The sequence below is a fragment of the Anaerosphaera aminiphila DSM 21120 genome (genome assembly GCF_900129925.1).
GTDB classification, from domain to species: Bacteria; Bacillota; Clostridia; order Tissierellales; family Peptoniphilaceae; genus Anaerosphaera; species Anaerosphaera aminiphila.
On the sequence record NZ_FQXI01000005.1, the window covers coordinates 33,876 to 59,724 of the forward strand.

The following is a 25,849-nucleotide window of genomic DNA, read 5'->3' on the forward strand; positions in this document are numbered from 1 at the left end:
CTCATATTCTATTTGTTATATCAAACATAGGTATGGCAATTGCAATAATGATAAAACCTATAATTATGGATAGAATTATTATAGTTACAGGTTCAATTAAGGCTAGGAGTTTTTCTTCTCTTATTTTTATTTCGTGTTCTAAATATTCATCTAATGATTTAAGTATTTCATTTATATTAGCTGACTCTTCAGCAATTTTTATCATTGAAATTACAATATCTGAAAAAATATTGTAATTAAACAAAGTTTCAGAAAATTTAACTCCTCTTTTTAAATCGGAAATTGAATTGTCAATTTTCTCTTTTATTATTATATTGTCAATTGAACTTTCAATGACTACTAGTGATTTTGAAATTGTAAGTTTTGAATCAGTTAAAAAATACATCATACTAATAAATTTCTTTGACATTATTAGCTTATAATAACTGCTCTTTAGTTTAATTAAGTCAAGTTTTCTCTTTCCACTACTTGTCTTTAAATAAACTATAACTATAATTATTAAAAATAACACAAATAATATTAGTATTAGTAAGTTGTCCTTTACGAAATTAGAAGTGCCTATAAGAATTCTAGTTGAAAGGGGCAAGTTTGCATTTGAATTTTTAAATATGTCTATAAATGTTGGCATTACATTTAAAATTAAAAAGTTCACTATTAAAATAGTAACCGCTATTAATATCATAGGATAAATTAGTGCATTTTTTATTCTCTTGTTAAGTATATTTTCTCCTATGTAGTATTCTGAAAGGCTATGTAGTATTAAAGATATGTCAGAGGAGTTTTCCCCTATTGCTACCATGTTGACAATTAAAACTGGAAAAGCTTTTGTCTTTGACAGACATTCACTTAAAGGGTAACCTCTATTTAAATTTCTATGTATATCTTCTAATATGAGTTTCTTTTTGCCTTTGTTTTGGAATATCAGTATTTCAAATGCCTTTGGAATTTGTATTTTTGATTTTGTCATTATGTAAAGCTGGTACAATAAAATTTGAATATCTTTTGAAGAAAAAACTCTTTTGTTGATTTTTAACTCTACATTTGAATAACTTTCCTCTTCTATTTTTATAGGTCTCAAATTTTTATTTCTTAAAATTTCTATAACTTTGTCCTCTGAAGATGTTTCTATTTTTTCTTCTAAAATATCTCCAGCCAAATTAATTACTTTACATTTATAAATCATTTTTCACCTATCGTCATAATGTTTTTATAAATTTCCTCAAGAGAAGTCTCTCCTCTAACTAAAATATCTTCCATTGCCGATTTTAAAGGAATCATTCCACTTTTTTCTGCCAACTTTCTTAGGTCACTTAGAGAAGCTCCCTTGTTTATCGCTCTTTTTAATTCTTCATTTACTACCAGTATTTCAAAAACAGCAACTCGACCTCTATAGCCATTATAGCATTTTTCACATCCGACCGGTTCGTAAATTTCCATTTCTCTGCCATACAACTCTACATATTTTTTTACTTTTTTCTTACAACTACAAAGCTTTCTAAGCAATCTCTGAGATACTATTCCAATTACGCCTGCTGATAATAAGTAATTGTCTATACCCATGTCCAGTAGCCTATAAATTGATGCAGGACTGTCATTGGCATGAATAGTACTAAAAACCAATCTGCCGCTAATTGACGCCTTAATTGCAGTGTCAGCTGTTTCTAAATTTCTAATTTCTCCAACCATTATTATGTCAGGATCTAATCTTAATATTGATTTTAAGCCTGATTCAAAATTTAAGCCTACTTTTTCATTTATTTCTATTTGATTAATCCCCTCAATTTTATATTCTACGGGATCTTCAATGGTCATTATATTTATTTCATCACTTTTAAGAGATTTTAGCAAAGTATAAATTGTAGAAGTTTTACCGGACCCCGTTGGTCCGCAAATTAATAGAAGTCCATTTGGCTGGTGGGTTAAAGAGTTAATAATATTTAAATTTTCTTCTCTTAATCCTATTCCCTCTTTTGTATATTCAACTGTCTCTTTATTTAAAATTCTAAGTACTATTTTTTCTCCAAAAGACGTTGGCGTAGTTGCAACTCTTATATCTATACTCTTATTTAAATACTCATATGTAAATCGTCCATCTTGAGGAATATTTTTTACAGTATAGTCTAAGTTACTTAAAACTTTAATCCTAGTAATTAACATTTGTGTTGATTTCGGTGGAATTTCATCAATATAATTTAATACCCCATCAACTCTGGTTCTTATTGTAGAACCTTCCTTTTTGCTATCAATATGTATATCTGAAGAATTGTGTTCTATTCCATAGTCCAATAGGGAATTTAAAAGTCTAACTATTGGAGAGTCTATTATGTCATTATCCAAAGTTTTTTCAAAAGCTGCATCTTCTTCTAATTCACTTAGTTCTTTTACTATCGTGGATTTATCATCTACCCTATAGATATTTTTCCTATGTAAAATTAATTCTCTCTCTAAACAAATTTTAAAGATAATATTTTTGCCTGTCAATAACTTTAAATAAACAGAAGTATTTTGGTCATCAGAAATTGACCAAAATACTATGCTGTCTTTATTTTCATTTTGAGGAACTACATTGTATTTTATAGAAATATCTCTATTTATAATTTTTAAAGTTTCTCTGCTTAAAAAATTATTCATTTTTCTCCTCTTTTACTTCTTCTCTATAACTACATGTTTTACTGCTACATTTTATAATATGCTCTTTTCTATTGCTAATTTCTACAAGAATTTCATTACATTCAGGACATTTTCTATCTATTGGCTTGTTCCAGGTTACAAAGTCACACTCTGGATAATTACTACATCCAAAAAACTTACGACCTTTTTTACTTCTCTTTACAACTATATCTCCGCCGCATTTAGGACATTTTACATCTATCTTTTCAACAAGTGGCTTTGCATTTCTACAATCTGGAAATCCCGGACAGGCTAAGAATTTTCCAAATCGTCCCATTTTAATGACCATATTGCGTCCACATTTTTCACATTTTATATCAGTAACTTCATCTCGTATTTCAACTTTTTTAATTTTTTCTTCTGCCACTAACAGTTCTTTTTCAAATTTTTCATAAAAATCTTCTATTAGTTTTTTCCACTGTAATTTACCCTCTGCTATAGTATCTAATTCAGTTTCTAATTCAGCTGAAAATTTTTCATTTATTATATCCGGAAAATTTTCTATTAATATATCATTTACTGTAGTTCCAATTTCTGTTGGAATTAACTTTTTATCTTCTACTACTACGTAGTATCTAGAAAGAAGTGTACTTATTGTAGGTGAATATGTTGACGGTCTACCTATTCCCAACTCTTCAAGTAATTTTATTAAACTTGCTTCATTATACCTTGCTGGTGGTTGAGTAAAATGTTGGTTTTTGTCAATTGAATCCAGTTTTAATTTATCATTAACTTCTAAATCAGGTAATATATTATCTTTTTCTGAATCTATCTCGTAAACTTTTAAAAAACCGTCAAAACTAATTTGAGAACCTGATGCCTTAAATATTTCATTATTTGAATTAATACTAAGTCTCATAGTGTTATAAAGTGCAGGTTGCATTTGGGATGCCACAAATCTCTTCCAAATTAAATTATACAGTTTATACTCATCTCTACTAAGAGAGTCTTTTATTAAATAGGGTGCCTTAGTTACATCTGTAGGTCTAATACACTCATGAGCATCTTGAACATTGTCTTTTTTCTTTGAAGAAGTATTTTTCTTAGAGTAACTATCTCCATAGTTTTCTCCAATATACTTCATTAGAGAATCTAAAGCTTCTTGGGATATTCTAGTTGAATCCGTCCTCATATAAGTTATAAGACCTACTGAACCCTCTCCTGGAATATCTATACCTTCATATAGTCTTTGAGCTAACATCATAGTTTTCTTAGTAGAGAAGTTTAGTTTCTTGGAAGCTTCCTGTTGCACTGTCGATGTTGTAAAAGGTTGGCTTGGATTTTTCTTCTTAACTCCTTTTTTAATGTCTGAAACTATAAAATTTTCTCTATCTATATTTTGTAAAATTTCATCTGCCTTGTTCTCATTTTTTATTTCTACTTTTTTAATTTTTCCATTTTCTAAAGTTCCATAGTACTTTGCTTCAAAACTTTTCCTGGATTTTTTTAAATTAGCTTCTATACTCCAATATTCTTCAGATATAAAGTCTTCAATTTCCTGTTCTCTATCACAAATAATTTTCAACACCACTGATTGAACTCTACCTGCCGAAAGACCGCTTTTTACTTTTTTCCATAGTAGTGGACTTATCTTATATCCAACTAATCTATCTAATACCCTGCGCGCTTGCTGAGCGTCTACTAAATTTATATCTATCGCTCTTGGAGATTTTATTTGTTTTTTTACAGTATCTTTTGTTATTTCATTAAAAGTTACTCTTGATTTACTATTTGGATCAATATCAAGTATATGCGCTAAATGCCAAGATATTGCTTCTCCTTCTCTATCTGGGTCAGTTGCCAAAAACACTTTATTTGAAGCTTTGGCATCTTTTTTTAAGCTCTTTATTAAATCTCCCTTGCCCCTTATATTTATATATTTAGGCTCAAAGTCATTTTCTATATCTATCCCCAGTGTACTCTTTGGAAGGTCTCGTATGTGTCCAACAGAAGCAACTACTTTATAATTACTTCCTAACATTTTTTTTATTGTTTTTGCCTTTGTTGGTGACTCTACTATTACTAAATTTCTAGCCAAACCTACACTCCTTTATTTTTTATGAATTAAATTGTCATATTCATATTCAAAATTTTAATTGATTATATAATAACAGCAAATTTCCATATCTTCAAGAATAAAGAAAATAAAAAAATTCTCTTTATAAAAATTTATCCTATAAAGAGAATTTTATTCACTTAAAATAACTATTAAAATTTATAATACTCTAGTAGCATTTACATATCTACTATTGTAATAATCTTCACTTAATGATGAAACCATAACCTTACCTTGTCCACTTGATGCATGTACAAAATTGTCATTTCCCATATAAATACCCACATGAGAGACTCCTCCCCCAGAGGTATTAAAGAATACTAAATCACCAGGCATAAGATTATTTCTTGAAACTTGAGCTCCATAGCTAGATTGTTCTGAAGAAGATCTTGGCAAGTTAACTCCAAGTTTTTCTTTATATACAGAATATATTAATCCTGAACAGTCAAAACCACCATCTCCTGTTGCTCCATATACATATGTAGCGCCAAGATTATTTAAGGCTAAATCAATAGCTTCATTTGCTTTTTCGTTGTTTGAAGGTATATTTTCTTCAACTCTATCTGTATTTACAGATTCTACATTTTTATTTCTTGCAGTTTCTGCAATTTCTCTTTCCTCTTGTTCTAATGTCTCTATTTTTACCACATTAGAATCTTTAGTTTCTATCTTTGGTGCATCAAACTTTGCAACTTCTGTTCCAACGAATTCTAAATTTGATTTTGAAACTTGACCTTTTACATTGTCTTCACTTCTAACAACAAGATTTTCGCCTAAATCTTCAACTAATACTACTTCTTCTCCTAAAAATAAACTACGAATTATTTGTCCGTTAGAATCTTTAATAGAAGTATTTTTTACAACCTTGTATGTTGTTGTTTCTGATTCAGTTACTTGAATCTTTTCAACAGGAATTGTAACTTTAGCTTTTCCCTTAGACACTATGTATCCATCTTCTACTTTTTCTACTATTTCAGCTACTTCTCCGGCTTCAAAGTATACTTTATTTCCACTATAAGTTGTTTGAACGTGCTCATTCACGAAAATCCCAGTATCCTTTAGACCAAATAATGACACTAAACAAAGTGCTGTTAGTCCAACAGGAATTTTATTTTTTATATTAATATTCAACAATATATAACACTCCTTAATCGCTTTTCAAAATTAATTCTATTAAAGTATAACAAATTGGTTACAGAAAAGCAATAAAAGATTACAAAATTATTAAAATCTTTAATAATTTTGTAATCTTTTATTAAGTAGTCTTTAAAATTAGCAAGTAAATCTGTAAGCTGTGTTCTGTTTTATCAATCATCTATCTACTTTTATCGTTGCCGATAAAATCTAGCGACCTACCTACTGGCAGATGCGAGCAGCATCTGTTTTATCCTGTTTTGGTCTTGCTCCGAATGGGGTTTACATGGCATTATTATTGCTAATAACCCGGTGAGCTCTTACCTCACCTTTCCACCCTTACCAATAAATTGGCGGTATATCTCTGTTGCACTAGCCTTAGGGTCGCCCCCACCGGTCGTTAACCGGCATCCTGCTCTGTGGAGCACAGACTTTCCTCATCAAATTTGATGCGATTGACCAATTTACTTGCCTTTATTATTTTAGCACTATTTACCTATATCATCAAATGAAATTTCATAATTATTTTTAATTATTGGATATATATTTATTTCAAATTTATTTTTTAAATATTTTTTAATTTCATTTACAATTATTTTTTCACCATTAAAATGTCCAACATCTATTAATGTAATACCCTCTTCATAGGCAAGTTGTCCATCGTGATACTTTATGTCACCTGTTATATATACATCTGACTTCTCTTCAGATGCCAAACTAATAAAATCAGATCCTGAACCTCCGCAAAGAGATACTTGCTCCACAAAATTTGTTTTTTTGCCATATATCTTTATATTTTTTGTATTTAAGCTGATTTTTAATAACTCTACAAAGTCCTCTAACGAAATTTTTTTCTTTAAGTATCCTGTCTTTCCCAAGTAAAATCCATTCTCCGTCCTATATAGGCCTTTTACACCCTCTAATTTAAGCAAGCTACATAACAAGTCGTTAACTCCACCTTCTGCTATATCTAGTGTAGTGTGTGCGCTGTAAATTGAAATGTCGTTTTTTATAGCCTTTATTATATTCTTTCCAACATAATCACCATTATCTATAGATTTTATTGAAGAAAAAAACATTGGATGGTGTGTAATAATCAACTTTGCATTTTTTTCAATTGCCATATCTACCACTTCATCAAATAAATCCAAAGACACTACTACATTCTCGACTTTTTCATCTTTAAAGTATATCTGTGCTCCTGAATTGTCCCAAGATTCTTCATACTCTCTTTTAGCCCAAAGTTCAACATAATTTACAATCTCTTCTACTCTATATTGCATATTAATCTCCTATACTCTCTATTTTCACTTAACAAATCACCTATTCTGCTTTTTGATTTAGCTGTCAACTCTTCACCTTTTATAGCATTAATAATATTTTCATTGTATTTTATTTTATTATTTAAAAATTCTTTTAAAATAGGTGCCTTTTCATCATATAAAGTTTTTGGAACTGTATAAAAAATTTCCTCTACTAAATTTTTATCTTCCCTGTAATAGGCAACTATTATCTCAAAGAATCTATTGTCTTCAAATATAATTTCCTCATTTACAATTTTAAAGTTATTTTCATATAAGTACTTTCTCAACAAATGCTGTCCCTGCATTGGCTGTAGTATTAACCTTTTAAAATTTTTAACTAATTCAATGTCTTTTTTTAAAATGTCTGATATTAACTGACCACCCATTCCGGCAATAATAACCGTATCAACTTCAGACTCACTTAAAACTTCAAGTCCATTTCCAACTCTTGGAAAAACTTTTTCTTCATTGTGCATGTCTTTTACTAGAGAAATACTCTTATTTAAAGAGTCTTCACTTATATCTGAACATATTACAAAGTCACTTATATTTTCATTTACTAAAAAATTTGGTATTAGACCGTGATCTGTTCCAATATCTGCTACTTTTGAACCCTTGTCTACCATTTCAGCAATGGTCTTTAATCTATTTGATATATCCATTAATCTCTCCACACCTATTTATTTCCTTCAATTATTTTCAATTTATAGTATATATTATAATAAATGTTGCTTCAATTCTTAAATCCATTAAATAAAAAAACGATAAGTTATAAATAAATTAACTTATCGTTTAAGTGTATTTCTATTTCTTCGATTTATTCTAAGAAGTCTTTCAATTTTTTACTTCTACTAGGGTGTCTAAGTTTTCTTAAAGCTTTTGCTTCAATTTGTCTGATTCTCTCTCTTGTAACATCGAATTCTTTTCCAACTTCCTCAAGAGTTCTCGCCCTGCCATCATCTAGCCCAAATCTAAGTGTTAAAACCTTTTTTTCTCTGTCTGTTAATGTTTCCAACACATCGCCTAATTGCTCTTTTAAAAGGGCGAATGTGGCAGCGTCAGATGGTGATAAAATTTCATCATCTGGTATAAAATCTCCCAAATGAGAATCTTCTTCTTCGCCTATAGGAGTTTCCAAGGACACAGGTTCTTGAGCTATCTTTTGAATTTCTCTTACTTTTTCAACATCTAGGTTCATTTCCTTTGCAATCTCTTCTGGATATGCATCTCTTCCAAGTTCTTGAACTAATTGTCTTTGTACTCTAACTAATTTATTTATTGTCTCTACCATATGCACTGGTATTCTAATAGTTCTCGCTTGATCGGCAATAGCTCTAGTTATAGCCTGTCTAATCCACCATGTTGCATAAGTTGAAAATTTAAATCCCTTTGTATAGTCAAACTTTTCTACAGCTTTCATAAGTCCAAGATTTCCCTCTTGAATTAAGTCCAGAAAGCTCATTCCTCTTCCCACATATCTCTTAGCTATAGATACAACTAATCTTAAATTTGCCTCTGCCAATTCTTGCTTTGCATCTTCGTCTCCGGCTTCCATTCTCTTTGCTATTTCAACTTCTTCAGGTCCTGTAAGCAAAGGAATTTTTCCAATTTCCTTTAAATACATTCTAACCGGATCATCCACACTTATTCCCTTTGGAACAGACAAATCTTCTTTTTCTTCAGTTACTTCTTCTATAACTTCTTCTTCTATTTTTTTATCATCTAATATTTCTATGCCATCTTTTTCAAAGTCTCGATATATTAGATCAATTTCATCACTTTCAGTTTCCATTTCACCAAGGGCATCTATAATTTCAGTGTAAGTTAAATTTCCCTTTGCCTTTCCGGCATTTTTTAAAGTGTCAATTATACTGGCTTTCTTGCCTACCATGTCTATATCATCATCTACTTCTAAATTTAGTTTTTTTTCTTCGTCCATACTAATTCCTCCTTATTGAGAAAGGTTGAGATTTTCATTAATATCGTTCAATTCACTTATTAGCTCCTCTAATTTTAAAAGATCCTCTTTTTTGGCTACGTTTTTATTATTTTCGAAATCATTAATCTCTTTTAATAATTGTTTTTTTCTAATATCCAACTCATCTTTTTTTACAGTATTAATAAGTTCACTAACCACTTCCTTAGAATTATAATTGTCAATATTTACATTTTCTAATTCTACTATGAAATCCTCAGCAATTAAATTTTTTTCTTTTAAATTTTGTAGTATTTTTTCTGATTCGAATTTTTCAAGCTCATATTGTTGAATTAATTCTTCATAAATTATTCGGCAATATAAGTTTTCAAATTCATAGGATTCTAAATTTTGTTTTAAAGTATTAAACTCATCTTCGCCCGCTAATGAATATTTAATTAAAAGCAATTCCGCCTTTTTTCTAGCATCATTTAATAAATACTTTTCTGTTCTGACTTTAGGTTTGAAATTGTTAAAATTCTTTTGTTTTTTTGTTTTATCTTTAAATAATGCCCTAATATAGCTGGCAATAGCTTCTTTTGATACAGAATACTCTCTAGAAACTTTGTCTATATAGACATCTCTTTCAATAGGATTTTTTACTCTGGACAAAACTTTTGCAACTTCACTTGTAAAACCTGTCAATCCCTCTGCAGAATCTAAATTATAACTTTCTTTTATTTTAGAAATTTTATAATCTAAATATGTTAAACTTTGCTTCATTTCCAATTCAAAACTAAGTCTTCCATATTTTGCCACATAATCATCTGGATCTAAATTATTTGGCAGTGATATAATTTTTGGACTTATGTTTTGGTCTATTAGTATATCGATTGCTCTATTAGTTGCCTTTTCACCAGCCGAGTCACCATCATAACATATATACACTTCTTTTCCATATCTCTTTATAAGTTGAGCTTGCGCCTCTGTCAATGAGGTACCAAGACTTGCTACACTATAACTTATACCACTTTTATATAGAGATATAACATCCATGTATCCTTCAACTAAAATAATGCTATTTCTGTCTGATTCCAGTGCAATTAAATTTAAATTATATAAATTTTCTCCCTTGTTGTAAACTATAGTGTCCCTTGTGTTTAAATACTTTGGTAAAGAGTTGTCTAAAACTCTGCCACCAAAGCCAATTACTCTCTTTTGAGTATCTATTATGGGAAACATTATTCTATTTCTAAATCTGTCTATATATGTTCCCCTCTTTGTCTTAGTTGTCAAATTAAATCCTTCAAGTTCTTCATCTGTAAAATTCATATTTCTAAGGTATTTATATAATTTATCCCATTGGTCTGGTGCATATCCCAGAGCAAATTTTTTTATAATATCCACACCTATATTTCTATTTTTTAAATAGTTAAATGCCTCTCTGGATTCGCTTAAATTCATTAAATAAAATTCTGCAGCTTTTTTATTAGCCAAATACGCCCTTTTCTTTTTTTCAGCTAGGTGGTTATTCTCTCCACCTTCTTTTAAAATTACATTGTATTTATCCGCTAAAAATTTAACTGCATCTCTAAACCCCAAGTTTTCTCTCTTCATTATAAACGTTATTTGGTCTCCACCGACACCACATCCAAAACAGTGAAAAATTCCCTTAGAGGGAGACACAGAAAAAGAAGGGGTTTTTTCTCCATGAAATGGACACAACCCCATATAATTACTTCCACTTTTTTTTAAATTGACATAACTGGATATTACATCTACTATATCAGCTCTATCTCTTATTTCATTTAGAACATCTTCATCTATAATATAAGACATTTAATCACCTACTTGCTCCAGCCCTTTGGTATATAGATAGATTTATATAAATTAATTGCATATACATCTGTCATACCTGCAATGTAGTCGCATATTATATCTTCTCTTGTATGATCTGTATTTTTATAAATTTCTAAATTTTCCTTGGGAATTTCATCTATATTCTTTTGATAGTGTGAAAACAAAGAGCTAATTAAGTGTATTATTTTATCATCTTCTGATTTAACTACTTTATCTAAATAGACTCTATCAAACATAAATCGCCTTAAATCCAAGGTTGCTTTTCCAATTACTTCATCCATTTTTATAAAATTTCTATGATAACTTTCCTTAACTAAGGAATTTATCATTGTATTTATTCTATTAGAATTTTTCTTTCCCAATATTTCAATTAAATCTTTGGGAATATCTTCAATATTAATTATACCCGCTCTAATAGCATCATCTATATCATGATTTATATAGGCAATTCTGTCTGCATATTTTAAAATTTTCCCCTCAAGTGTACATGCTGTGGAGCTTCCTGAGTGGTTTACTATACCATCTCTTACTTCATAGGTTAAGTTTAATCCTCTGCGCTTTTCACTTGTCTCTAAAAAGTCAACTACTCTTAAAGACTGTTCGTTGTGTCTAAAGCCCTTGGGATTCAAGTCATTTAATACCATTTCCCCACTATGCCCAAAAGGAGTATGTCCTAAGTCATGTCCTAATGCCATTGCTTCTACTAAGTCTTCATTTAACTCTAGAGCTCTAGCAATAGTCCTTGCAATTTGAGACACTTCTAGTGTATGTGTAAGTCTTGTTCTAAAATGATCCCCTTCGGGAGAAATAAATACTTGAGTTTTGTGTTTTAACCTTCTAAAAGACTTTGAATGCAGTATTCTATCTCTATCTCTTTGGTACTCAGTTCTTAAATTACACTTCTCCTCTTTAACTTTTCTTCCCTTAGTCGCATCTGAAAAACTAGCTGTCTTGTAAAACATCTTGTGTTCTAATTCTTCTCTAATTTCTCGCTGAATCAATTTATCACTTCCCACTAAATTAAACTATCAACGTGCTCCATTACAATTTCAGCAGTTTCTTCAATTGCTTTACTTGTCACATCAATAACTATACAACCCAGTTCTTCCATAATTTGTTTTGAGTATTTAAGCTCTTCCTTAATTCTATCTATGTTAGCATATTTTGCCCCATTTGAAAGTCCAAGAGATTTTAATCTCTCTTCTCTTATAGAAATAAGTTTTTCCGGATTACATGTCAGTCCTATTACTTTATTTACGTCTTTTGCATAGACCTCACTTGGAACTGGCACTTCAGGAACTAGGGGAATATTTGCAACTTTATAGTTTTTGTTAGCAAGGTACATTGAAAGCGGAGTTTTAGATGTTCTGGATATTCCAACTAGACAAATATCTGCCTTAATTACTCCTCTTGGATCCTTTCCATCATCATACTTAACTGCAAATTCAATTGCTTCGACTTTTTTAAAATAATTGTCATCTAATCTTCTTATTAAACCAGGTTCTCTTATTGGAGGATATCCTAGTATTTGTTCAATTTGATTCATTGGGCTGCCCATTACATCAACTGTATGAAGATTTAATCTCTTCGTCTCTTTTTCAATATAATCTCTGGTGCTTTGCACTACATTTGTATATATTACGAGACTCTTCGGACTTTGAGACGCTTCTAGTAAAATCGGTTCTATTTGTTCAATACTGTTGTGGTATGGATATCTTTTTATTTCAAAGTTTTCTGATTCAAATTGTCTTATACTTCCCTTCGCAATTAGTTCTCCAGTCTCTCCAATAGAATCAGAAATTACATAAATAATCATTGTGCTATCTGTCATAGTGACCTCCTTCTAAAAATTATCTTTTGCAAGCTCTACAAAAATTCTATTGACATTTGTCTTTGTAAATCTTCCAACTACTTTAAATTTTTTTAATTCTTCATCTACAACTTTAACAACAGGAAGAGAATCTACGCCTTTTTCTTCAATCTTATCTGCTGCCTCTAACACGCTGCTATCTTCAGTTACATATACAATATTAGGCATTCTAGTCATTATTAGTCCTATTGGTGTGCTATTTAAATCTATTTTACCCATAGCTGTTCTAAGCAAATCTTTTCTTGAAACAACTCCTGCTAAAAATCCACCATTAGTTATAAATACTGAGCTCATGTCATCTAAAAAAAGGCCCACTATTACATCGTATATACTGCTGTTTTCATCCATTACAATTGGAAGGGACATAGTATCTTTTACTTTAATGCTATTTACTTTTTTTGAAAAAACAGATAACCCCGACTTGCCTGTATAAAAATATCCTACTTTTGGGCGTGCTCCCAACATATTTAACATTGTTAAAATTGTTAAATCCGGTCTAATTGTTGCTCTTGAAAGAGATAACTTACCTGCAATTTCATCCCCAGTTATTGGTCCACTTTCTCTTACGATTTCTATTATTTTTTCTTGTCTCTTAGTAAACTCCAACTCATCACCAACTTAACTAGTTACTATTTTTTCTACGTCAAAAATCTCGCCTACAACATCATCTATTTCCTTTATCATTGTCAACCTATTGTTCTTTATTGCTTCATCATCTACTAAAATCATTATATTGTCAAAAAAATCATTTATCGGTGAAATTAATTCAGATAGTCCGTCTAGTGCACTACTGTAATTTCCCGATTTTATATTTTCAGATGCCCTTGGAAGAAGGTCAGACATTGCATCATATAGTTTTAATTCTTCTTTTTCTGTTAGCAGTTCTTTTGAAAATGTCTTTTCTGTAAACTTCTTTGAAATATTGTGAACTCTTAAAAGTGCATCAATTAACTCATCTCTATCAACTTTAAAGTATTCATTTAATATAGTTGATTTGTCAAATATTGTAACTATATTATTTTCATTTAAGTTTATTACCGCGTCTATTATATCGTATCTTATATTTTTTTCTTGAAGCATTGTCTTAACTCTGCCTCTAAAGAATTCCAATATATCTTTTTTAAGGTTATTGTAGTCAAATACAAGTTCTCTTTCCTCTACATATACATACATTGAATAGTCAATAAGTTCTTCTATAGACAACTTCCACTTATTAGACTCTATTATATTAATAATACCTATTGCACTTCTTCTAAGTCCAAATGGATCTTGTGAACCCGTTGGTATTAGCCCAATAGAAAACATACCTACTATTGTATCTAATTTATCGGCTATGGCAAGTATAGAGCCTGTTGTAGATTTTGGAAGGCTATCATGTGAATACCTTGGTAGATATTGTTCAAAGATTGCCTGACAGACAATATCTGACTCATTGGATTTTTCAGCATAAATAGATCCCATTTTACCTTGAAGCTCTGTAAATTCTTGAACTAATTTTGTAGTAAGATCCGCCTTAGAAAGTTCAGATGCCCTTTTTAATGCTTCTACTGTCTCACTTGCGACTTCAAGATACTCTCCAATTTTTTCTGATAACTTTCCTATTCTCTTTGACTTGTCATACATAGTTCCAAGTTTATCTTGAAACATAACTCCCTTAAGAGAGTCCACATAATCTTCAAGAGGTTTTGAAATATCATCTTTATAGAAAAATTTTGCATCTTCTAATCTAGCTTCTAAAACTTTCTCGTTTCCAGCTATTACTATATCTTTGTAGTCATCATTTCCATTTCTTATTGTTATAAAATATGGCAACAAATCACCCTTCGCTGAATAGATTGGCATAAATCTCAAGTGATCTCTCATTGGAGTAGTAATAACTTCTTTAGGCAATTCAAGATACTCATCTTTTATTCTTCCCATAATAGGGTTGGGATATTCAACAATATAAGTGAGTTCTTCCAGTAGATCATCATCTTCATGTATTTCTCCGCCTAGAGATCTAGCTAATTTATTTGATCCATATTTTATTATTTCTTTACGATCATCTTGTTTTAAAATTACAAAATTATCTTTTAATATTTTTTCATAGTTGTCTACACTGTCTATTTCAACACTTGATTTACCTAAAAACCTATGACCTCTTGTAATATTTGAAACCGGTATTCCCTCAAAATCAAATTTTATTACTTCACTATTTAAAATAGATACAATCCATCTAATAGGTCGTGCAAATTTAATATTTTTTCCGCCCCACTTCATGCTCTTTGGAAAGTTAATTGATTTTATTAGCTCAGCAATATTTTCTTTAATTATATTTTCAAAGGAATCTCCTTTTTTATGTATATTTGCATATACATAGTCCTCGCCTTTAAAATCTTTTACTATTATATCTTCCACATTAATTCCCTGTGCATTTATAAATCCAAGTAGTGGTTTTGTAGGATTTCCTTCACTGTCAAAGGATATTTTTTTAGACGGTCCCTTTGCTTCAGTGTTGATGTCCTCTTGAAATAACTCTACTCCATCTATTATTAAACTTAAACGTCTTGGAGTTGCATATATTTCTAATTTTTCAAAATTTATTAAACTATCAGCTAGTAATTTTTCTGTCTTTTGTCTTAATTGACTAATTGCCATTTCAACAAGTCTAGCTGGAAGCTCTTCCACTCCTATTTCTAGTAAGTATTTATTCATCTTCCTTACCTCCCTTGTTTAATAAAGGAAATCCCATTTCTTCTCTTTCTTTTAAATACTGTGTAGCTACTGCCTTTGCAATATTCCTAACTCTTGAAATATAGTTAGTTCTCTCAGAAACGGAAATTGCTCCTCTTGCATCTAATACATTAAACGTATGAGAACATTTTAAACAATAATCATAAGCAGGAAGAACTAATTCATTTTCTATAATTCTAGTTGCTTCTTTTTCATAAGTGGTAAAAAGTTCTTTTAGCATTTTTATATCTGCCAGTTCAAAGCTATATACAGAATTTTCATATTCTGACATTTTAAATATGTCACCATATGTCAATTTTTCATTCCACTTTATATCGTATACAGAGTTTACATCTTGTAAATACATAGATATTCTCTCTAGACCATATGTTAGTTCCGCAGATTCCAAATCACAGTTTACACTTCCAACTTGTTGAAAATAAGTAAATTGAGTTATTTCCATGCCATCTAGCCAAACTTCCCATCCGAGACCCCAAGCACCCAGTGTTGGCGCTTCCCAGTTGTCCTCAACGAATCTAATATCGTGTTTTAGTGGGTCTATTCCTATAGCCTTTAAACTCTCTAAATAAAGTTCTTGCACATTTTCAGGTGATGGCTTTAAAATAACTTGCATTTGATGATGTTGATAAAGCCTATTTGGGTTTTCACCATATCTGCCGTCTGCCGGTCTTCTAGATGGTTCAACATAACAAGTCCTCCATGGTTCAGGTCCCAATGCCTTTAAAAAAGTAGATGGGTTCATTGTTCCCGCTCCCTTTTCAACATCATATGGCTGCATAATAACGCATCCCTTTTCTTTCCAATAACTTTGTAAACTTTGTATTAAATCTTGGAAATACATTTGTCTCCTCCTTAAATTTATATCAATAAAAGCGAATTAAATTCACTAATTTCAAGATTATATTTTATATATTCTAAAATGATATTTTGTAAATTTGATAGTTCAGTAAAATTTTCTTCTTCTAATTCATCTAAAGAAGTATATAATAATTTATTTAAATAGTAAATATCTTTGTCGCTTAATTTATAGCATTTTTCTTGATATTCAGTAGGTTTTTCTATTATTCCACCATCTAATACTGAAAACACACTATTTTTACATTCTCTTATTTTGGGTCTATATCCCAAAAAGGACATATACTTCAATTCAAAGGCCATAACCAAGGGCATTACATCTTCTTTTTTAGAAATTAAAAGTAACATTTTTTTTAATAACTCAAAAACTTTTTCATTAGTTTCACCTTCAAGAAAAGTTTTGTCAACTAACTCTAAAATAAAGCTCCCCATAATTAAATTTTCATAATTACTTCTTATTTCAAAATTTGAATTTAATAATTTTGAGTGCTCTATATAATAAAATGACTTTCCCTTAATTAATTTTACAGTTGAATTTGTAAATATTTGAGTTGTAGAGGTTAAGGGAGATTTAGCACTTAAAGCGCCCTTTGCCAGTATTGACACTTTCCCCAACTCTCTAGTAAAGACTCTTAAAATTTTACTTGTTTCCTTATATTTTTGTTCACTTAAAACTATTATTTCAGCAGTAGTTTTTTCCATCACTTATAACCAAAATATTTTACTTTGTTCTCCTTGTCTCTCCAATTTTTTTCAACTTTTACCCACAAGGTTAAATTTACTTTCATATCCAGTAAATTTTCTATTTCTTTTCTGGCATTTGTACCTATCTTTTTTAACATTGAACCAGACTTTCCTATGACTATTTTTTTATGAGACTCTCTTTCAACATATATATTAGCTTGAATATCCATTAGATTTTTATCTGTTCGCTCTTTCATAGATTCTATTGAAACTGCAATTCCATGAGGTATTTCCTCATCTAAAAATCTAAGTGCTTTTTCCCTTATTATCTCAGATACAATATATTTTTCAGGCTTATCTGTTATCATATCTTCCGGATAAAACATAGGTCCCTCTGATAAATATTTTTTTAAGACTTCTATATAATTCTCAATCCCATCTCTTTTTAGAGCCGATATTGGAATTATTTCTTTAAAAATTCCTATTTCATCATACATTTTTATTATTTCAAAAAGTTTTTCCTTTTGAATTTCATCAACTTTATTTATTAGCAATATAATAGGAGCTTTAAGTTTTTTTTCTTTGAGCTCATTTATTATATAGCTATCCATTTTCCCGATTTTTTCAGAACAATCCACTATATAAGTTATTACATCTACTTCTGAAAGAGTATCTTCAGATGTCTTTAGCATAAAATCTCCCAGTTTATTCTTTGGCATTTGAATTCCAGGAGTATCTAAAAATATAATCTGTGAATCTTCATCTGTGTGAATTAATGTAATTTTATCTCTAGTAGTTTGAGCTTTATTTGAAATAGCCGATATTTTTTGACCTATTATAGCATTTAAAAGTGTGCTTTTACCCACATTAGGTCTTCCAATAATTGTTACAAAACCTGATTTAAATTTCATCTTTTCCCCCTATTAAATATTCCGGTCCAAAGCTGTGAGGAAGAAGTTCTTCAAGCTTGTACACACTATAATCCTCTGGAGAATTGGCAACTATAATATCCGGATTTTCTCCAAATTCTCTAATTACCTGTCTACAAACTCCACAGGGAAATGTGTTTTCTTTATCTCCCACTACAGCTATTTTTTTTATATTTCTCTTTCCCTCCGACACAGCTTTAAAAATTGCAGTTCTCTCTGCACAATTAGTTGGTGAATAGGAAACTATTTCAATATTTCCCCCTGTATAGACGCTCCCATCTTCCATTTCCACAGCTGCTCCAACTTTATAGCTTGAGTAGGGAGTATAAGACGAATTGTTCTTTGCATTAATAGCAAGTTTTATAAGTTCTCTATTTTCCATAAATTCCCCTATCCTATTATTCTAAACACTACAAGCACAACTAATATTCCCAGTACAGCTCCACTTACAACTTCACTGATTTTGTGAATACCGCCTTCAACTCTACTCTCTGCAACTAAAAAAGCTATGCCAAATGCTGCAAGAGTAATTAATGTATTTTCACTAATAAGAGCAATTATAGTAGCAGCACAAAACGCTAAGGATGTATGACCTGAAATTGCTCCTCCTTGAAAATATGTGCCACCATTTTTTTTGGCCCACAGGTACTTTCCTCCAACAGTTAAAATTAAAACTATTAAAACAGAAATAAAACTCAAGTGTTGCACTGAGTTTTTTAACTTTACTAATAATAGATCTCCCACATTGGATATTCGATCATAAAACAATAAATAAGCCGTAACTAAAGCGTTAATCGCCGATATTAAAACTGCTCCTGCTGATACGTCTTTTATATATTTTGCTATGGGGTTATAATCTTGAACAATTAAGTCAATAGTTCTTTCAATAGCAGTATTTATCATTTCAGCTGCAACTACAAAAGTAATTGCAAATATTAAGAGCATAAACTCAACTCTTGAAAAGTTCATAAACAAACTTATTATAATTACTCCCAAAGCAGCTAAATAGTGTAATTTCATATTTTTTTCTGTTTTTAGTGCCGAAATTATACCCTGCACAGCATAGTTAAATGAGGAAATAAAGTTGCCTTTTTTCATTTGATCACCTATATAACTTCATTCGATCCATTACTATTTTTTCCTTAGATCGCATTAAGCTTTTATCTTCTTCGTCTTCATGGTCATATCCCAGTAAATGTAGTATAGAGTGAACAGTTAAATAAGATAGTTCTCTTTCATTTGAATGTCCAAATTCTTCTGCCTGCTCAATAACTCTCTTTGTATTAATTACTACATCTCCAAGTATTCTCTCATCTAATTGAAATTCATCATCTATTGGAAATGAAAGTACATCTGTAGAACTGTCCACATTTCTAAAGTCCCTATTCAACGTTCTAATTTCTTCATCGTCTACAAAAGAAACACTTATCATTATATTTTCATCTAGTTTTTCTTCATCTATTACTTCTCTTATAGATTTTTTAATTAATTCAGTTATAACATCGTCAATATAAATTTCATCTTGTCTATTGTCAAATAAAACATTCATTTAATTTACTCTCACTCACTTATTATTTTCTCTATTTGAATTATCTTTGTCTTTTATTTCATACTTGTCATATGCACTTATAATCTTTTGTACAAGTGAATTTCTTACAATGTCATTATTACCCAAATAAACTATTCCTATTTCCTTTACATCTTTCAATATTTTTAAAACTCTATTTAAACCTGACTCTTTTCCCTTTGGCAAGTCAGTTTGAGTAATATCCCCTGTAATAATTGCCTTTGAACCATAGCCAAGTCTAGTTAAAAACATTTTCATCTGTTCATTAGTAGTATTTTGTGCTTCATCCAAAATTATAAAAGCACTATCTAGCGTTCTTCCCCTCATATATGCAAGGGGTGCAACTTCTATTAATCCCTTTTCAACGTACTTAGAATAGTTGTCATTACCAAGTATTTCAAACAGTGCATCGTAAAGAGGTCTCAAATAGGGATCCACCTTCATTTGTAAGTCTCCTGGTAAAAATCCTAAACTCTCTCCCGCTTCAACTGCAGGTCTAGTGAGTATTATTCTATTTACTTCTTTGTTCTTAAAAGCCCTTACTGCCATCGCCATTGCCAAGTAAGTTTTTCCCGTTCCGGCTGGTCCTATGCCAAATACTATGTCATTGTCTTTAATAGAATCTAAATACCTCTTTTGTCCAAGAGTTTTTGCTCTTATAGGTTTTCCCATTGAAGTATATACAATAGTTTCATCTAATAATTCTGAAATTGGAACAGTATTTCCCATTTTTATCAGCTTAATCGAATAGTCAATATCTTCTTTTGAAAGTTTCTTTTGTCTCTTTATAAGTTCAAACAAATTATTAAATAGAATAGATGCTTTTTCCAAGTCTTCATCTGCACCCTTTAATTTTAAATATTCATTTTCTAATTTTATATTTATACTTAATTCTCTTTCAATTAATTTTATATTTTCGTCAAGCTTGCCGTATAATTGCATTTGCATTCCTGAATTCAGTGTAGAAATATCTATTAAAATTTCAGCCATCATTACCTCCATAACTCTATTTATAATACCATATATCAACATACTATTGAAGTATAAATAGGGAGGCTTAAGCCTCCCGTTAGTCTTCTCTTAAAGATTTAGGTTTATCTAAAATTTCTTTCATTATTATCATTTTAGCAAGTTTTTCACTATTTAATTCGCTGTCTAAAACAACATTTGTCTCTATTGCAGAAACTTCAGGCTCAAATTCCTTTAAAGTTTCCATAAAATTACTTCTCTCTGCTTCAATTCTAAGCTTTGCCAAATCACCTGCTGAAATATCTCTTTCTTTAAGATTTTCCACTTCATCTTCTATTTTGCTTAGAATCTGTGCTCCATCTTTTTTATCTAATTGTTCAGATAAAAACTTTTTTATTGTATCACTATTGAAGCTAAATTCTTTATTTCTTTTATTGGAATTAATTTTAAAATCGTCTTTTGGCCTGTTGTCTAAACTTTGATTAAATACTTTATTTTTGTCTTTTTTACTATTTTCTTTTTTATTCCTATCTTTATATGCTCCCAGTCCAATACCTAAAATCACAATTAGTAATCCAATTATATTATCCATATTATCACTTATCAGTTTTCTTGTTATCGTTACTATCAGTTACTTTTGAAATAGCTTCTCTCATATCAGTATCTGAATTTAAATTTCTCATTTTGTAGTAATCTAAAACTCCTAAATTTCCACTCTTTAATGCTTCAGCCATTGCTAGAGGTACTTCTGCCTCTGCTTCTACAACTTTAGCTCTCATCTCTTGTTCTTCAGCAAGTGCCATTGCTCTTCTTTCAGAAGCTTTTGCCTCAGCTATTCTCTTATCTGCTTCAGCTTGATCTGTTTGAAGTCTAGCACCTATATTTCTTGCTATATCAACATCAGCTATGTCAATGGATAGTATCTCAAAAGCTGTACCTGAGTCAAGTCCCTTATCTAAAACTACTTTTGAAATTGAATCCGGATTTTCAAGTACTGCCTTGTAAGTTTTTGCTGAACCTACAGTTGTTACAATACCTTCACCAACTCTGGCTATTATTGTCTCTTCACCGGCTCCCCCAACAAGTCTATCTATGTTAGCCCTAACTGTTACTTTAGCTTTTACAACTACTTCTATACCATCTTGAGCTACCGCAGAAATATTAGGTGTTTCAATAACTTTCGGGTTTACTGATACTTGAACAGCTTCAAGTACATTTCTTCCTGCTAAATCTATTGCCGCTCCTCTTTCAAATTGAAGAGGAATATTTGCACGCTCTGCCGCTATTAATGCATCTACTAGTGTATTTACATTTCCACCAGCCAAATAGTGTGCCTCTAAACTTTCAAGCTCTAAATCTACTCCACCCTTTGTTGCTTTTATCATAGGATATACTATTTTTCCAGGGCTAACTCTTCTAAGTTTCATTCCAATAAGTGTTGAAATTTTTATTTTTACACCTGAAAAATAAGCTGTTATCCAAAGTCCCACTGGAACAAATGTAAAAAATAATATAACTACAACTACTATAACAGCTATTACTGCACCACTTAATATACTAGATACCATCATCTATCCTCCTTACAAAGACTTTAAAAGATTCAATTTTATAAACTTGAACTTTCATGTCTTTTTCTATAAAACCTTCATAGGCTATTGCCTCGTACTTTTTACCATCTATTTCTATAAAACCGGTCGGTCTTAAAATAGTTAATGTCTTGCCAATTTCTCCAATTTTTAATTCAGTAGTGTCCACACTTAAGTATCCCTCTTTGGAATTGTGAGTTTGAGTGTTTGCCACTTTTTTTAAGAACTTTGAACTAGCTCCTTTTTTAATTAAATAAACTGCTACTAGTATTGCAATAACTAGTGCAATTGCCACACTTGGTAATGCTACTTGAATTGACTCCATTGCTAAAACTATTCCACCTATTACGCATAAAATACCACTGATTCCCGCTATTCCAAATCCTGGAACTATTAATTCTATTCCAAGTAGTATTATACCCAATACAAATATTAATATAGCAAGCCATGTGGAGTTTCCTGCAAATATATTACCTATAAAAAATAATCCAAAGGATATAACTGATAATATACCCCCAACTCCAAACCCGGGAGTGAATATTTCTATAACAAATCCAACCATTCCAACTACTAAAAGTAAAGTGGAAATACTTTGATTTGAAATTATATTTATAAATTTTAAACTTGCATCCATTTCATTTACTTCATAATTATTTCCATCTAAATTTAAGCTCTTTAGTATTGACGAATAATCTTCAAATACACCGTCTGAAATCCCAAGTTCTAAGCTCTCTTTTGACGTTAAATTAAGCAACTTTCCCTTTTGAGAAATATCGGGAATTACAATATCCCTGTCTGCCATAGCTTCTATTATTTCTGAATCTCTTCCTCTACTTTGCGCAGTGTCTCTTAAAATGCTTCTCCAAAATGAAAGATTTTTTTCATTGTTTGGAACTGTTTCTGCCGATCCTATTGTAGCTGTCTTAGACATATAGACTTTTTCACAAGCTATTGTAATTAAAACACCTGCAGACTCAGCTTTGTTATTGACGAAAGCTACAGTGGGAACTTTTGAATCCATTATGTGGTTTTTTATTTCTTCTGCTGCATAGACAGATCCACCATATGTATCTATCTCAAAAATAATTACTGGAGCATTGTTATTTTCAGCTTTTTTTATACTCTTTTGAACAAAGGATGCATTAGAATTGTTAATATCTCCCTTTATGGGCACTATTTCTGCCTTTGGCAACTCTGTACTAAGTGTAGGAGCACTTGCATAAGCTCCAACACTAGATAAGAGCATGAAAAATAAAACTAAAAAAGATATATTCTTTTTCATTATATTATCTCCTAAATAAATAAAACCTGGGTTTATTCCCCAGGTTTAGTTAACAAATTTTGAGCAATTTTACTTACCATTTTCCCATCTGCTTTACCTTTGATTTTTGGCATTATATTTTTCATCAATAATCCCATATCTTTTGGGGAATTAATATTGCATTCATCTAATGTCTCTTTTACAATTTCTGTAAGTTCTTCTTCAGTTAATTGTTTAGGTAAATAGTCAAGTAGTATATTTATCTCAGAATTAGTCTGATCTATTAAGTCTTGGCGATTTCCCTTTTCAAATTCTTCTATTGAAGACTTTTTTTCTTTCATCTGCTTAGTAAGTATTTCTACAACTTGTTCATCAGACAACTCTATACGTTCATCGACTTCTTTCTGCTTTATTGCTGCACGTGCCATAGTAATAGTATCTTTTCGAAGCTTATCTTTATTCTTCATAGAAACCTTAAGATCTTCCATAAGTTTTTCTTTTAAAGACATTTGTTACACCTCTTTTAGTATTTTGAATGTTTTTTTCTACGTGCTTCCTCAGATTTTTTCTTTCTTTTTACGCTTGGTTTTTCGTAATGTTCTCTCTTTCTTGCCTCTTTTAAAACTCCGCTAGTGGCACATTGTCTCTTAAATCTTTTAAGAGCATTATCAAGAGATTCATTTTCTCCAACTTTAATTTCTGACATTACTTCCCCTCCTCTCGCAGAAAAGAGTAGCCCTCTGGGCTAATTCTTAATAATTATACCTTAAAAGTGTCAATAATTCAATAGAATTTTTATCAACCCGGTGGCCAATTTAATTGTCTCTTTGCCAGAACGTGAAAATGAATGTGATTTACTGTTTGGCCTCCGTCTTCTTTGCAATTATTTACAATTCTATAGCCATTTGTAACTCCTAATTCTCTTGCCAATTTCTTCGCAACTAAAAATACATGACCTATAAGATCTGCGTCTTCTTCTTCTAAGTCATCAGTGGAGTCAATGTGTTTTTTTGGTACTATTAGAAAATGTACCGGAGCTTGTTTATCTATATCATTAAATGCATATACAAGTTCATCTTCATAAATACAGTCTGAAGGTACTTCTCCTTTTATAATGCTGCAAAATAAGCAATCCATAATATCTAACCCTCCGTTTCTAATTCAACTTCTACTGGTTCTCTATCTGTATCTACTATTTTAACATCTTTTATCTCATTATTTAAACTTTTTTTAGAATTTACTCTGCATCTAATATAATTTGTAGTGTATCCTTCGTAAAAACCGTCTGTCATTTTTTCTTCAAAGAGAACTGAATGTACTATTCCTCTGTTTTTGTCTGCAAAGTTTTTCATTAAATCTTCATTTAGTGTAATAAGTTTTTCACTGCGTTTATGTTTTATATTTCCGTCTATTTGATTTTCCATATCAGCTGCCTTTGTGCCTGACCTTTTAGAGTATTTAAATACATGTATTCTTGAAAATCCAACTTTTTTAATTAAGTCGTAACTTTCCATAAATTCATCTTCTGATTCTCCCGGAAAACCAACAATTACATCAGTTGTCAACCCTGCATTTGGCATATAGCTCTTTATTAACTCTGTAGTATTATAATATTCTTCTCTTGTGTACTTCCTATTCATTTCTCTTAACACTTTATTTGATCCACTTTGAAGAGATAGGTGAAAATGATCACACAATTTTTTGGTTTTTACTGCCCTCTTCATAAAGTCTTCTGTTATAGTTTTAGGCTCTATTGAGGAAAGCCTAATTCTATCAATTCCATTTACTTCTGATATCTTCTCTATTAAATCTATTAGACTAGTGTCCTTTAAATCATGTCCATAAGAGCCCACGTGAATACCCGTAATTACAACTTCTCTATAACCTGCTTCTGCAAGTACATTCGCCTCTTCAAGACAGTCCTCAAGTTTTCTAGATCTTATGTTTCCCCTTGCATAAGGAATTATACAGTAAGTACAATATCTGTTACAGCCGTCTTGAACTTTCATATAAGACCTAGTCATATCTTTTTCTCTACTTATGTTGATGCTTTGGAATTCTCTATCATTTTTAAGTGACCTGACTATATTAATCTGACTCTTATTTTTTTCAAACTCTTCACACAAATCTACAACTTTACTACGTTCAGTAGTACCTATTATAATATCTACCCCATCAATAGCACTTACTTCATCTGGTGCTGTTTGAGAATAGCATCCCATAACTATAACTATAGAATCCGGATTTTCTCTCTTTGCTCGTCTTATAAACTGCCTTGACTTTTTATCTGATAAATTTGTAACTGTGCAAGTATTGATAATGTATATATCTGAAACCTCTGTTTCAAAATCTACATTTAAGTACCCTCTCTCTTCAAATAATTCAGACATAGCCTCAGATTCATATTTATTAACTTTACATCCTAACGTCAATATAGAAAATGTCTTCTTCATCAA

The 25,849-nt window shown here is 30.7% G+C and carries 26 protein-coding genes and 1 other RNA gene; all 27 read right to left on the reverse strand.

All coding sequences use genetic code 11. The features are described 5' to 3' along the window. Position 1 precedes the first annotated feature (1 nt). On the reverse strand, positions 2–1,183 hold the full coding sequence (locus BUB47_RS04510; RefSeq protein ID WP_073184186.1) for a type II secretion system F family protein: 1,182 nt from the start codon (positions 1,181–1,183) through the stop codon (positions 2–4). Next, on the reverse strand, positions 1,180–2,631 hold the full coding sequence (locus tag BUB47_RS04515) for a GspE/PulE family protein (RefSeq protein WP_073184188.1): 1,452 nt from the start codon (positions 2,629–2,631) through the stop codon (positions 1,180–1,182). The genes BUB47_RS04510 and BUB47_RS04515 overlap by 4 nt, the downstream gene beginning before the upstream one ends. Further along, positions 2,624–4,708 (reverse strand): type I DNA topoisomerase, encoded by a 2,085-nt coding sequence (gene topA, locus BUB47_RS04520; protein WP_073184190.1) that lies wholly within the window; start codon positions 4,706–4,708, stop codon positions 2,624–2,626. Before topA ends, BUB47_RS04515 begins: the two co-directional genes overlap by 8 nt. A gap of 177 nt (positions 4,709–4,885) precedes the next feature. Beyond that, positions 4,886–5,860 carry a C40 family peptidase gene (locus BUB47_RS04525; RefSeq protein WP_234945632.1) on the reverse strand — a complete coding sequence of 325 codons (975 nt, stop codon included), beginning with the start codon at positions 5,858–5,860 and terminating at the stop codon, positions 4,886–4,888. Between the two features lie 138 nt (positions 5,861–5,998). Further along, positions 5,999–6,331, reverse strand: an RNA gene (gene rnpB / locus BUB47_RS04530) — RNase P RNA component class A. Positions 6,332–6,348: 17 nt separating this feature from the next. Beyond that, positions 6,349–7,143: a Nif3-like dinuclear metal center hexameric protein gene (locus BUB47_RS04535; RefSeq protein WP_073184192.1), complete on the reverse strand. Its 795-nt coding sequence runs from the start codon at positions 7,141–7,143 to the stop codon at positions 6,349–6,351. Further along, complete coding sequence (locus BUB47_RS04540; RefSeq protein WP_073184194.1) at positions 7,128–7,826, reverse strand: tRNA (adenine(22)-N(1))-methyltransferase; 699 nt, start codon at positions 7,824–7,826, stop codon at positions 7,128–7,130. Before BUB47_RS04540 ends, BUB47_RS04535 begins: the two co-directional genes overlap by 16 nt. 155 nt (positions 7,827–7,981) lie before the next feature. Beyond that, positions 7,982–9,055 carry an RNA polymerase sigma factor RpoD gene (gene rpoD / locus BUB47_RS10050; protein ID WP_073184317.1) on the reverse strand — a complete coding sequence of 358 codons (1,074 nt, stop codon included), beginning with the start codon at positions 9,053–9,055 and terminating at the stop codon, positions 7,982–7,984. Positions 9,056–9,115: 60 nt separating this feature from the next. Next, positions 9,116–10,918 carry a DNA primase gene (gene dnaG / locus BUB47_RS10055; RefSeq protein ID WP_073184195.1) on the reverse strand — a complete coding sequence of 601 codons (1,803 nt, stop codon included), beginning with the start codon at positions 10,916–10,918 and terminating at the stop codon, positions 9,116–9,118. 8 nt (positions 10,919–10,926) lie between these two features. Next, on the reverse strand, positions 10,927–11,940 hold the full coding sequence (locus BUB47_RS04555) for a deoxyguanosinetriphosphate triphosphohydrolase (protein ID WP_143270606.1): 1,014 nt from the start codon (positions 11,938–11,940) through the stop codon (positions 10,927–10,929). Between the two features lie 14 nt (positions 11,941–11,954). Then, a complete protein-coding gene (locus BUB47_RS04560) occupies positions 11,955–12,770 on the reverse strand; it encodes a pyruvate, water dikinase regulatory protein (RefSeq protein ID WP_073184196.1) in 816 nt (271 codons plus the stop codon). Positions 12,771–12,782: 12 nt separating this feature from the next. Next, the gene (locus tag BUB47_RS04565) at positions 12,783–13,415 is read right to left on the reverse strand and encodes a transcriptional regulator CcpN (protein WP_073184198.1); all 633 of its coding nucleotides are present in this window, start codon (positions 13,413–13,415) and stop codon (positions 12,783–12,785) included. Between the two features lie 12 nt (positions 13,416–13,427). Then, positions 13,428–15,503 carry a glycine--tRNA ligase subunit beta gene (gene glyS, locus BUB47_RS04570; RefSeq protein ID WP_073184200.1) on the reverse strand — a complete coding sequence of 692 codons (2,076 nt, stop codon included), beginning with the start codon at positions 15,501–15,503 and terminating at the stop codon, positions 13,428–13,430. Continuing rightward, on the reverse strand, positions 15,496–16,383 hold the full coding sequence (glyQ, locus tag BUB47_RS04575) for a glycine--tRNA ligase subunit alpha (protein WP_073184202.1): 888 nt from the start codon (positions 16,381–16,383) through the stop codon (positions 15,496–15,498). The genes glyS and glyQ overlap by 8 nt, the downstream gene beginning before the upstream one ends. 17 nt (positions 16,384–16,400) lie before the next feature. Further along, entirely contained in the window at positions 16,401–17,099 is a 699-nt protein-coding gene (gene recO, locus BUB47_RS04580; RefSeq protein WP_073184203.1) for a DNA repair protein RecO, read from the reverse strand. Beyond that, entirely contained in the window at positions 17,099–17,992 is an 894-nt protein-coding gene (gene era, locus BUB47_RS04585; RefSeq protein ID WP_073184205.1) for a GTPase Era, read from the reverse strand. Before era ends, recO begins: the two co-directional genes overlap by 1 nt. Next, entirely contained in the window at positions 17,982–18,392 is a 411-nt protein-coding gene (locus BUB47_RS04590) for a cytidine deaminase (RefSeq protein WP_073184207.1), read from the reverse strand. Before BUB47_RS04590 ends, era begins: the two co-directional genes overlap by 11 nt. Before the next feature lie 8 nt (positions 18,393–18,400). Beyond that, complete coding sequence (locus BUB47_RS04595) at positions 18,401–19,108, reverse strand: diacylglycerol kinase (protein ID WP_073184209.1); 708 nt, start codon at positions 19,106–19,108, stop codon at positions 18,401–18,403. 4 nt (positions 19,109–19,112) lie between these two features. After that, a complete protein-coding gene (gene ybeY, locus BUB47_RS04600) occupies positions 19,113–19,559 on the reverse strand; it encodes an rRNA maturation RNase YbeY (protein ID WP_073184211.1) in 447 nt (148 codons plus the stop codon). 15 nt (positions 19,560–19,574) lie between these two features. After that, entirely contained in the window at positions 19,575–20,567 is a 993-nt protein-coding gene (locus BUB47_RS04605; protein ID WP_073184213.1) for a PhoH family protein, read from the reverse strand. Positions 20,568–20,646: 79 nt separating this feature from the next. Further along, complete coding sequence (locus BUB47_RS04610) at positions 20,647–21,138, reverse strand: hypothetical protein (RefSeq protein ID WP_073184215.1); 492 nt, start codon at positions 21,136–21,138, stop codon at positions 20,647–20,649. A gap of 4 nt (positions 21,139–21,142) precedes the next feature. Then, positions 21,143–22,117, reverse strand: a complete 975-nt coding sequence (gene floA, locus BUB47_RS04615) for a flotillin-like protein FloA (RefSeq protein ID WP_200779479.1) — start codon at positions 22,115–22,117, stop codon at positions 21,143–21,145. Continuing rightward, positions 22,104–23,414, reverse strand: a complete 1,311-nt coding sequence (locus BUB47_RS04620; protein WP_073184219.1) for an NfeD family protein — start codon at positions 23,412–23,414, stop codon at positions 22,104–22,106. The genes floA and BUB47_RS04620 overlap by 14 nt, the downstream gene beginning before the upstream one ends. A 32-nt stretch (positions 23,415–23,446) precedes the next feature. Beyond that, entirely contained in the window at positions 23,447–23,902 is a 456-nt protein-coding gene (locus BUB47_RS04625; protein ID WP_073184220.1) for a GatB/YqeY domain-containing protein, read from the reverse strand. Positions 23,903–23,916: 14 nt separating this feature from the next. After that, positions 23,917–24,099: a 30S ribosomal protein S21 gene (gene rpsU, locus BUB47_RS04630; RefSeq protein WP_073184221.1), complete on the reverse strand. Its 183-nt coding sequence runs from the start codon at positions 24,097–24,099 to the stop codon at positions 23,917–23,919. A gap of 92 nt (positions 24,100–24,191) precedes the next feature. Then, positions 24,192–24,530, reverse strand: a complete 339-nt coding sequence (locus BUB47_RS04635) for a histidine triad nucleotide-binding protein (protein ID WP_073184222.1) — start codon at positions 24,528–24,530, stop codon at positions 24,192–24,194. 5 nt (positions 24,531–24,535) lie between these two features. Next, positions 24,536–25,846 (reverse strand): tRNA (N(6)-L-threonylcarbamoyladenosine(37)-C(2))-methylthiotransferase MtaB, encoded by a 1,311-nt coding sequence (gene mtaB, locus BUB47_RS04640; protein WP_073184223.1) that lies wholly within the window; start codon positions 25,844–25,846, stop codon positions 24,536–24,538. Positions 25,847–25,849: the final 3 nt, after the last annotated feature.

Excerpts from the sequence above, each read along its gene's own strand:
- BUB47_RS04510 (WP_073184186.1), bottom strand. The coding sequence starts at position 1,183 with ATGATTTATAAATGTAAAGTAATTAATTTGGCTGGAGATATTTTAGAA.
- BUB47_RS04515 (WP_073184188.1), bottom strand. The coding sequence starts at position 2,631 with ATGAATAATTTTTTAAGCAGAGAAACTTTAAAAATTATAAATAGAGAT.
- BUB47_RS04535 (WP_073184192.1), bottom strand. The coding sequence starts at position 7,143 with ATGCAATATAGAGTAGAAGAGATTGTAAATTATGTTGAACTTTGGGCT.
- BUB47_RS04540 (WP_073184194.1), bottom strand. The coding sequence starts at position 7,826 with ATGGATATATCAAATAGATTAAAGACCATTGCTGAAATGGTAGACAAG.
- rpoD (WP_073184317.1), bottom strand. The coding sequence starts at position 9,055 with ATGGTAGGCAAGAAAGCCAGTATAATTGACACTTTAAAAAATGCCGGA.
- dnaG (WP_073184195.1), bottom strand. The coding sequence starts at position 10,918 with ATGTCTTATATTATAGATGAAGATGTTCTAAATGAAATAAGAGATAGA.
- BUB47_RS04560 (WP_073184196.1), bottom strand. The coding sequence starts at position 12,770 with ATGACAGATAGCACAATGATTATTTATGTAATTTCTGATTCTATTGGA.
- glyS (WP_073184200.1), bottom strand. The coding sequence starts at position 15,503 with ATGAATAAATACTTACTAGAAATAGGAGTGGAAGAGCTTCCAGCTAGA.
- glyQ (WP_073184202.1), bottom strand. The coding sequence starts at position 16,383 with ATGTATTTCCAAGATTTAATACAAAGTTTACAAAGTTATTGGAAAGAA.
- recO (WP_073184203.1), bottom strand. The coding sequence starts at position 17,099 with ATGGAAAAAACTACTGCTGAAATAATAGTTTTAAGTGAACAAAAATAT.
- era (WP_073184205.1), bottom strand. The coding sequence starts at position 17,992 with ATGAAATTTAAATCAGGTTTTGTAACAATTATTGGAAGACCTAATGTG.
- BUB47_RS04590 (WP_073184207.1), bottom strand. The coding sequence starts at position 18,392 with ATGGAAAATAGAGAACTTATAAAACTTGCTATTAATGCAAAGAACAAT.
- BUB47_RS04595 (WP_073184209.1), bottom strand. The coding sequence starts at position 19,108 with ATGAAAAAAGGCAACTTTATTTCCTCATTTAACTATGCTGTGCAGGGT.
- ybeY (WP_073184211.1), bottom strand. The coding sequence starts at position 19,559 with ATGAATGTTTTATTTGACAATAGACAAGATGAAATTTATATTGACGAT.
- BUB47_RS04605 (WP_073184213.1), bottom strand. The coding sequence starts at position 20,567 with ATGGCTGAAATTTTAATAGATATTTCTACACTGAATTCAGGAATGCAA.
- BUB47_RS04610 (WP_073184215.1), bottom strand. The coding sequence starts at position 21,138 with ATGGATAATATAATTGGATTACTAATTGTGATTTTAGGTATTGGACTG.
- floA (WP_200779479.1), bottom strand. The coding sequence starts at position 22,117 with ATGATGGTATCTAGTATATTAAGTGGTGCAGTAATAGCTGTTATAGTA.
- BUB47_RS04620 (WP_073184219.1), bottom strand. The coding sequence starts at position 23,414 with ATGAAAAAGAATATATCTTTTTTAGTTTTATTTTTCATGCTCTTATCT.
- BUB47_RS04625 (WP_073184220.1), bottom strand. The coding sequence starts at position 23,902 with ATGTCTTTAAAAGAAAAACTTATGGAAGATCTTAAGGTTTCTATGAAG.
- rpsU (WP_073184221.1), bottom strand. The coding sequence starts at position 24,099 with ATGTCAGAAATTAAAGTTGGAGAAAATGAATCTCTTGATAATGCTCTT.
- BUB47_RS04635 (WP_073184222.1), bottom strand. The coding sequence starts at position 24,530 with ATGGATTGCTTATTTTGCAGCATTATAAAAGGAGAAGTACCTTCAGAC.
- mtaB (WP_073184223.1), bottom strand. The coding sequence starts at position 25,846 with ATGAAGAAGACATTTTCTATATTGACGTTAGGATGTAAAGTTAATAAA.